At 62.7% G+C, this 7539-nt stretch carries 7 protein-coding genes and 1 pseudogene; all 8 read left to right on the top strand.

Annotation, left to right across the window (positions count from 1 at the left end):
• Positions 1-623 precede the first annotated feature (623 nt).
• The 8 genes and pseudogenes from ATJ93_RS20410 (at position 624) to ATJ93_RS20375 (ending at position 6952) form a co-directional block, all read left to right on the top strand.
• Complete coding sequence (locus ATJ93_RS20410; protein ID WP_120246481.1) at positions 624-1016, top strand: urease subunit beta; 393 nt, start codon at positions 624-626, stop codon at positions 1014-1016.
• Complete coding sequence (ureC, locus tag ATJ93_RS20405; protein ID WP_120246480.1) at positions 1016-2722, top strand: urease subunit alpha; 1707 nt, start codon at positions 1016-1018, stop codon at positions 2720-2722. The genes ATJ93_RS20410 and ureC overlap by 1 nt, the downstream gene beginning before the upstream one ends.
• Before the next feature lie 107 nt (positions 2723-2829).
• Positions 2830-3222 carry an urease subunit gamma gene (locus ATJ93_RS20400; RefSeq protein ID WP_120246479.1) on the top strand — a complete coding sequence of 131 codons (393 nt, stop codon included), beginning with the start codon at positions 2830-2832 and terminating at the stop codon, positions 3220-3222.
• On the top strand, positions 3222-3842 hold the full coding sequence (ureG, locus tag ATJ93_RS20395) for an urease accessory protein UreG (RefSeq protein WP_120246478.1): 621 nt from the start codon (positions 3222-3224) through the stop codon (positions 3840-3842). Before ATJ93_RS20400 ends, ureG begins: the two co-directional genes overlap by 1 nt.
• Positions 3839-4855: an urease accessory protein UreD gene (locus tag ATJ93_RS20390; protein ID WP_211334107.1), complete on the top strand. Its 1017-nt coding sequence runs from the start codon at positions 3839-3841 to the stop codon at positions 4853-4855. Before ureG ends, ATJ93_RS20390 begins: the two co-directional genes overlap by 4 nt.
• The gene (gene ureE, locus ATJ93_RS20385) at positions 4855-5526 is read left to right on the top strand and encodes an urease accessory protein UreE (protein WP_120246477.1); all 672 of its coding nucleotides are present in this window, start codon (positions 4855-4857) and stop codon (positions 5524-5526) included. Before ATJ93_RS20390 ends, ureE begins: the two co-directional genes overlap by 1 nt.
• The gene (locus ATJ93_RS20380; protein WP_120246476.1) at positions 5516-6274 is read left to right on the top strand and encodes an urease accessory protein UreF; all 759 of its coding nucleotides are present in this window, start codon (positions 5516-5518) and stop codon (positions 6272-6274) included. The genes ureE and ATJ93_RS20380 overlap by 11 nt, the downstream gene beginning before the upstream one ends.
• 51 nt (positions 6275-6325) lie before the next feature.
• Positions 6326-6952, top strand: a pseudogene (locus tag ATJ93_RS20375) (NAD(P)-dependent oxidoreductase).
• Positions 6953-7539: the final 587 nt, after the last annotated feature.

Raw genomic sequence — 7539 nt, 5'->3', positions numbered from 1 at the left:
CCCCTATTATTATGGGCGAATGAACGATTGAACTGAATATGATGGGCAAATATGGGATATTCTGTCGTCTCTCGGGGGCGGAACGGTTTTGTACGTACGTTTGGAAATACTGTACCGCTGTTTCAGGCCGTGAACAGACGATTCCGCCGGTCGATCGTTCCGATCGTCTCCGCCTCGAGCGAATCGATCCTATCGGCCTCGACCGTACAGCCCGTCGATAGATGGCTTCCTCCTCCGAATTCGAGAATATAAACCGACGATATTTCGGAGGCCATCGTACGCGATTCGGTGAACCGACGGCGGCGACACCCTCTGTATGTCGGACACGACACCGAGTTCGAAACTCGTTCGGGCCGCTCGGAAGGGTTGTGTTGTATTCACTATATTTGTCAGCCCACCATATTATTTTGAAACTATTCAGATTCTACACCGGATGAGCGGTCACCGCTCTTCCGATCGAAACTGAAACTGCCCCACAATTGGTCATTTGAAGTCGAACCGGCGCCCATTGTGCAAATATTGGTGCGCAAGGGTGCGTTTACGTTGTCCGTACTTGTAACTCTCGCCGTAATGCTACGTCGTTCCACGGAACTTTTCCAATTCGGACTCGAGGTGATCGAGGAATGAGCGACCTCGTTCCAGGCGAGGTGCTCCCTGCCGACGACCCAGTGACGATAAACGAGGGGCGTCCGACGGCGACCGTTACGGTCGAGAACACCGGCGATCGTCCCGTTCAAGTGGGATCACACTTCCACTTCTTCGAGGTCAACCCCGGCCTCGAGTTCGATCGGGAGACCGCCTACGGAATGCGTCTCGACATTCCGGCTGGGACGGCGGTCAGATTCGAGCCGGGCTGTGAACGCGACGTCGATCTCGTCGCTATTGGTGGCGACCGGATCGTCCACGGGATGGCCGGCCTGGTCGACGGCGAACTCGACGCCGACGGCGCGAAAGCGGCTGCACTCGAGCGGGCTCGAGCGCAAGGATATATTTCGGACTCGGAGGGGAGTGACTGATGAGTCGCGACCTCCCTCGCGACGAGTATACCGAACTATTCGGCCCGACGGACGGTGACTGTATTCGACTGGGTGATACGAATCTCCTGGCGAAGATCGAACAGGACCATGCGGTCCCCGGTGAGGAAGCAGTCTTCGGCGGCGGGAAGACGATGCGCGACGGTATGGGAATGCAGTCGGGAACGACCCGGGCCGAAGGCGCACTCGACTGGGCCTTTACGAATGTCGTCATTATCGACCCCGTACTCGGCATCCGGAAGGGCGACATCGGCGTCCGCAACGGCAAGATCGTCGGCGTTGGCACGGCTGGCAACCCAGACACGATGGACGGCGTCGACATGGTAATTGGGCCGAGTACGGACACGATCCCTGCCGACGGCCTGATCGCGACGCCCGGCGCGCTCGACATTCACGTTCACTTCAACAGCCCGCAACTGGTCGAGCACGCCATCGGCTCCGGTGTGACAACCATGCTCGGTGGCGGCTTCGGCGGCGGAGCGACGACCTGTACGCCCGGGCCGGAGAACGTCAAGCGATTCCTACAGGCCGCCGAAGACTGGCCCGTCAACGTCGGCTTCTACGGCAAGGGAAACAGTAGTAAACCCGACGCGCTCCGCGAACAGATCGAGGCTGGCGTCGCCGGCCTCAAACTCCACGAGGACTGGGGCTCGACGCCGGCGGCGATCGACACCTGTCTCGAGGTCGCCGACGAGGAGGATATTCAGGTCTGCATTCACACCGACACGCTGAACGAGTCGGGTTTCGTCGAACACACGTTTGATGCCATCGACGGCCGCGCGATACACACCTTCCATATCGAGGGCGCTGGCGGCGGTCACGCACCGGACGTGCTCGAGTTGATCGGCCACGAGCACATGCTGCCGTCGTCGACGAACCCCTCGATGCCCTACACCGAGAACACGTTCGACGAGCACCTCGACATGGTGATGGTCTGTCACCACCTCAACCCTGACGTCCCCGAGGACGTCGCGTTCGCTGAGTCACGTATCCGCGCAGAGACGATCGGCGCGGAGGACGTGCTCCACGACACCGGCGCAATCAGCATGATGACGACGGACTCCCAGGCGATGGGTCGAATGGCCGAGTTGCTCTCCCGGACGTGGCAGACCGCCCACAAGATGAAGGTCCAGCGCGGCCCGCTCCCGGCTGACGAAGGCACTGGCGCCGACAACGCCCGTATCAAGCGGTACGTCGCCAAGTACACGATCAACCCCGCCATTACGGCGGGGATCGACGACTACGTCGGTTCGCTCGAGCCCGGCAAGCTGGCGGACATCGCGCTGTGGGATCCGGCCTTCTTCGGCGTCAAGCCGCAGGCAGTGATCAAGGGCGGCTTCCCGGTCTGGTCCCAGATGGGCGAGGCCAACGGCTCGCTGATGACCTGTGAGCCGGTGATCGGCCGCGAACGCGCCGGGGCACAGGGTCGAGCGAAACAGGGGCTGTCGATCACGTTCGTCAGCGACGCCGCCTATGAGAACGAGGTCGGAGAGGCCTACGATCTGAAGACGCCCGTCCGGCCGGTCAGCGGAACCCGGTCGGTCCGAAAATCCGACATGGTTCACAACGATCACTGTCCGGACGACATCTCGATCGACGCCCAGACATTCGAGGTCGAAGTGGACGGCGAACACGTCACCTGCGACCCGGCCGACGAAGTGCCGCTCGCACAGCGGTACCTGCTCTGAACTATGGACTCCGAACACACAGCCCCGACTTCCACGACGATTCCGACGGCATCGACCCAACGACAACTGACGCAACCGGCCCCGAGCCATCAAACGGAGGTGAGCCGATGGGAATGAACCTCTCGCCGAAGGAGATGGAACGACTCACGGTCTTCATGGCCGCAGAACTTGCTCGCCGACGAAAGGATCGCGGCGTAAAGCTCAACCACCCCGAGACGGTCGCGTACATCTCCGACTGGGCCTGTGAGGCTGCCCGCGAGGGCAAATCCGTCTCGCAGATCCGCAGCGAGGCGACCCAACTGCTCACCCGCGAGGACGTCATGGACGGCGTCCCCGAGATGGTCGACATGATCCAGATCGAGCCCGTCTTCCCCGACGGCACCAAACTCGTGACGATTCACGACCCGATCCGGGCCGACGGTCCAGCCCAGCTCGAGGTGGTCGATCCGGATCCGGATGCAGACCTCGAGACGACAGATGACGTTACGGGGGGTCACTGATGGGGTACCGAGACGTCGCGAAAGTCGGCCTCGGCGGCCCCGTCGGCTCGGGTAAGACGGCAATGGTCAAGCGACTCGTGCCGGCGCTGGTCGAACGCGACTACGAGGTTGGCGTCATCGCCAACGACATCATGACACAGGAGGACGCCGACGTTTTCCGAGATTCCTTTGCGGATCTGTTACCCGAGGATCTCGTCGAGGGCGTCGAAACTGGCGCCTGTCCGCACACCGGAATCCGGGAGGATCCCTCGATGAATCTCGCGGCTATCGACGAGTTCACCGAGCGCCACCCCGACCTCGACGTCGTTCTCGTCGAGAGCGGCGGCGACAACCTCGCAGCGACGTTCAACCCGGAACTCGCGGATTACTTCCTGTTCGTCATCTCGGTCGCCGAAGGCGAAGACATCCCGCGCAAGCGCGGCCCCGGCGTCACGCAGGCCGACCTACTGGTCGTCAACAAGACCGACCTCGCACCACACGTCGACGCCGACCTCGACGTAATTGAGGAAGACGCCGCCGCGGTTCGGGGCGACGACCCGTTCGTCTTCACCAACTGCAAGGACGGCGAGGGCATCGACGCCGTCCTCGAACACGTCGAGCGGGAGGTGCTGTTCGCGTGAGCACAAGGCAGTCCGACACAAGCGCAGTAGCGCAGGCGGCGATTCCGCCCGCCTTCGAGCGGTACGCCGACGAATCGCTCGCGCAGGCCCCCGCCGGCGGACCTGGTAAGAACGGCCTGCTCGAGGCGACGTTCGCCCGTTCCGGAAGCGGGCCGACCCGGCTGGTTCGGGATCGCGTGGAGGTTCCCTACCACCTGACTGGGGCACTCGATACGGATCCCGCGCCGGGACTTGCGACGCTGGTCGCCCAAGAGCCGACCGGCGGCGTCGCACAGGGCGACCGCCACCGAATGCGGATCGATGCTCGCTCCGGGGCTCGCGCGCGCGTCACGACCCAGAGTGCGACCAAGGTCCATAGCATGGACGCGAACTACGCCCACCTCGACGCCACGCTCGAGGGCGCGTCGGGAAGCTACCTCGAGTACGTCCCAGGACCGACGATCGTCAACGAGGACGCGCGCTGTCTGCAGACGGTGTCGGTCGATCTCGCCGACGATGCGGTCGTCGTTGTCGCGGACGTGCTCGTCCCCGACGGGCTGTCCGACCACGAGCCCTTTAGCTTCGACCACTATCACGCCCGTGTCGAGGCCACACACGACGATCGCCTCGTCTGTGCCGACGCCGTCGATCTCCGGCCGGACGAGCGCAACCCTCGAGATCCGGCAAGCGTCGGCGACTACGGCGTCGTCGGCTCGCTGTACGTCTTCGCACCTGCTGCGAGTGACGGGATTGACAGCGGGAGTGGCGTCGCCGATATCGAGCTCGAGGCGTTGCTCGACGCGATCCGCGATCGACTCGAGGACATCGACGCCGACGGACTCGAGACTGAATCCGAATCCGAATCCGGGACCGCCGTCCACGCAGGCGTCTCGACGTTACCGTACGAAGCCGGCGCCATCGTGCGACTCCTCGGATACCGCGAGGCCGATGTCACGGCAGCGCTACGGGCAGCCTGGGACGAAACGAGACAACGCACGCTCGGGGTCGGCGCACCGACCGACCGACGATACTGATGGAGCACAGTGATGGCATCGTCGGCAATGTCCACGCCGACACCGACCTCGCGACGCTGCGGGACGAGCACGCGGCGAACGGCACCCTCGAACGCGTGGTCATCGACGCCGACAACCGTCGACGGTCGCGGTTTCGGGCGGTGACCGATGCCGGTACCGACGTTGGCGTCGTCGTCGACAAACCCGCCGTCTCGGCGGGCGACGTCTTGCTCCTCGAGGACGACCGAATGATCATCGTCGCGTTCGAACCGCGGGACGCGCTCGCCGTCGAACTGCCGGAGGCGACGGCGACGACGCGTGATGCGGCAGTCGAACTCGGCCACCGGATCGGCAACCAACACTGGGATCTGGCCGTCGAGGACGGCGTCGTCTACGTACCGCTCGAAGCTGACCAGCATATCGTCGAGCGAGTGATCGCCGACGTCGTTCCGGGTGCTGCCGTTCGCAAGACGACGGTGGAAGCGGATCTGTTCGTGACGGATCTCGGGGGGATGCCGGATCACGAGCACGATCATTCGACGAACGGACACGAGCACGACCACGGCGAACACTCGCACGGCCCAGAAGACCCCGATCGCGGACACAATCACAGACACACTCGAGACGGCACGACACACGAGCACGACCACACTCACGGCGAGCACGAACCCGACCACAGCCATGACCACTAATGAGGCTCCCGAGTCGTTCCTGACGGCGCTGCGACTTGCCGACTCGTTCCTCCCGGTCGGCGGCTACACGGCGTCCTACGGTCTCGAGCAGTACGTCAACGAAGGATACATCGATGACGGTGACGGCCTCCGCGAACTGATCGCCGCGTACCTCCGACGCGTGGTCGGTCCCTGCGAAACCGTTGCGCTAGCGAACGCACACGCGGCGAGCGCCGACGGGGATCTCGAAGCACTCCGGCGGGTCGATCGACGTCTCCACGCCGTCACGATGCCCCACGAGTTTCGCGAGAGCTCGACCAAAGCGGGCGCGAAACTGTGCGAACTACTCGTCGAAACGGATGCATCGTCCAGCAGAGCTGACGTCGATCCGGCGTCCGAATCGAGCACAGCCGAGGAATCTGCGGGCCTCGAGGCAGCGACGGCTGCAGCGGTCGCTGCCGATGAGATACCCGGCCACTACCCGGTCGTCTTCGGCGTCGTCGCCCATTCGCGCGGGCTCTCGCAACTCGAGGCTTGTCTGGCGCACGCTCACTCTTTCGTCACCGGACTGTTGGGCGCTGCACAACGACTCGGCCGGTTCGGTCACACGGAGATTCAGTCCGTCCTCGAGACACTGCGACCGCTGGTCGCTCGGATCTGCCGACGCCATGTTGATGACCCCGTCGAGTCGATGGCATCGTTTGCTCCGTTCGCCGAAATAATGGGGATGCGACACGAACGAGCGGGACGGCGACTATTTATGAGCTAACGGGCCGTATTTAGCCTTCATCGTGCGACCCAACCGCAAAACCAGCCAGCCATGGACGTCTTACTGCTCGGTGCGAGCGGCCGAATCGGGACTCGAGTCGCGAACGAACTGCTCGACCGAGACCACGCCGTCACCGGCGTCTCTCGAAGCGGCACCGTCGAGGATGTCGACGGTCCAGATTTCGTCGCTGTCTCGGGCGACGCGACCGATGCCGACGATATCCCGAAACTCGTGACCGGCCACGACGCGGTCGTGTCTGCGCTCGGGCCGTCCGATGACGCATCCCCCGAGATCCTTACAACAATGATGGAGGCGACGATCGAGGGGCTGCGTCGCGCATCGGTCGACCTCCTCGTCTGGACCGGCGGCGCGGGCGGGCTCACAGTCGGCTCCGACACGCGACTCATCGAGACCGAGGGCTTCCCGGAGGAGTGGAAACCCGTCGCCAGCGCGGCGATCGACGCCTACGAGATTCTCAGCGAGGCCGACGACCTCGAGTAGACGTACGTTGCGCCCGCGGCGCTGATCGAATCCGGCGAGTACCGCACCGCCGAGGGCGAACTCGCCGCTGACGACGAGGAAGACAGCTACATCAGCATGGAAGACTTCGCGATCGCCTTCGCCGATGAACTCGAAGAGGCGAACGCGGTCCACACCTACCTCGGCACTGCCTACTGACGATATTTGTTCGAACCGCAGTTTACAATTGAACACTTTATAGTAATGCACGAACCATTCAATGCCTCTCAGACGCTCGCCTGGCTGTCCCCCATGATTACGGAAGCGACCGATTCGCTGATCTGCTCGTCCAAGTCAAGTTGACCGGTAAGTACGAGCACGCACCGTTGTGATCGCGGATAACACGCTTACGATGTTAAAGAAGGAGACAGGTATCGGCGAAAGGCTACTCCGTCCGAGGAAGCCCCGAAGTTCTGAGTCGCAACACTGGTAGCAGTCTCGGAAATCTCTCGAAATTGTTGGTAGTGATACAAAAACGGCGGTTGGAGCCTCGGTCTGATGCAGTTTCTGTGCACTGATGCTGCTGAAAACGCACATTACAGACCCGATGGGGCCGGTGTAGTCTCAACGTCCCTACTGAACTTCTCATCCAATTACCGATAGAAAGAACTCCACTAAAAGCAACACCTGAGACGATCTCATACAGGGCACTGTCTACTTGAGTCGGTTTGAGAACGAGCAGGCAGTTCAGCGACATCTTGAGAGAACGAGCAATGGCGACGCCAGTTAGGGTGTTCTCCGTTTCC

The sequence above is a fragment of the Halopiger aswanensis genome (assembly GCF_003610195.1).
Lineage (GTDB): Archaea > Halobacteriota > Halobacteria > Halobacteriales > Natrialbaceae > Halopiger > Halopiger aswanensis.
Note: the sequence above shows the minus strand (reverse complement) of the source record. Positions and strands in the feature narration are given on the sequence as shown.

Excerpts from the sequence above, each read along its gene's own strand:
- ATJ93_RS20410 (WP_120246481.1), top strand. The coding sequence starts at position 624 with ATGAGCGACCTCGTTCCAGGCGAGGTGCTCCCTGCCGACGACCCAGTG.
- ureC (WP_120246480.1), top strand. The coding sequence starts at position 1,016 with ATGAGTCGCGACCTCCCTCGCGACGAGTATACCGAACTATTCGGCCCG.
- ATJ93_RS20400 (WP_120246479.1), top strand. The coding sequence starts at position 2,830 with ATGGGAATGAACCTCTCGCCGAAGGAGATGGAACGACTCACGGTCTTC.
- ureG (WP_120246478.1), top strand. The coding sequence starts at position 3,222 with ATGGGGTACCGAGACGTCGCGAAAGTCGGCCTCGGCGGCCCCGTCGGC.
- ureE (WP_120246477.1), top strand. The coding sequence starts at position 4,855 with ATGGAGCACAGTGATGGCATCGTCGGCAATGTCCACGCCGACACCGAC.
- ATJ93_RS20380 (WP_120246476.1), top strand. The coding sequence starts at position 5,516 with ATGACCACTAATGAGGCTCCCGAGTCGTTCCTGACGGCGCTGCGACTT.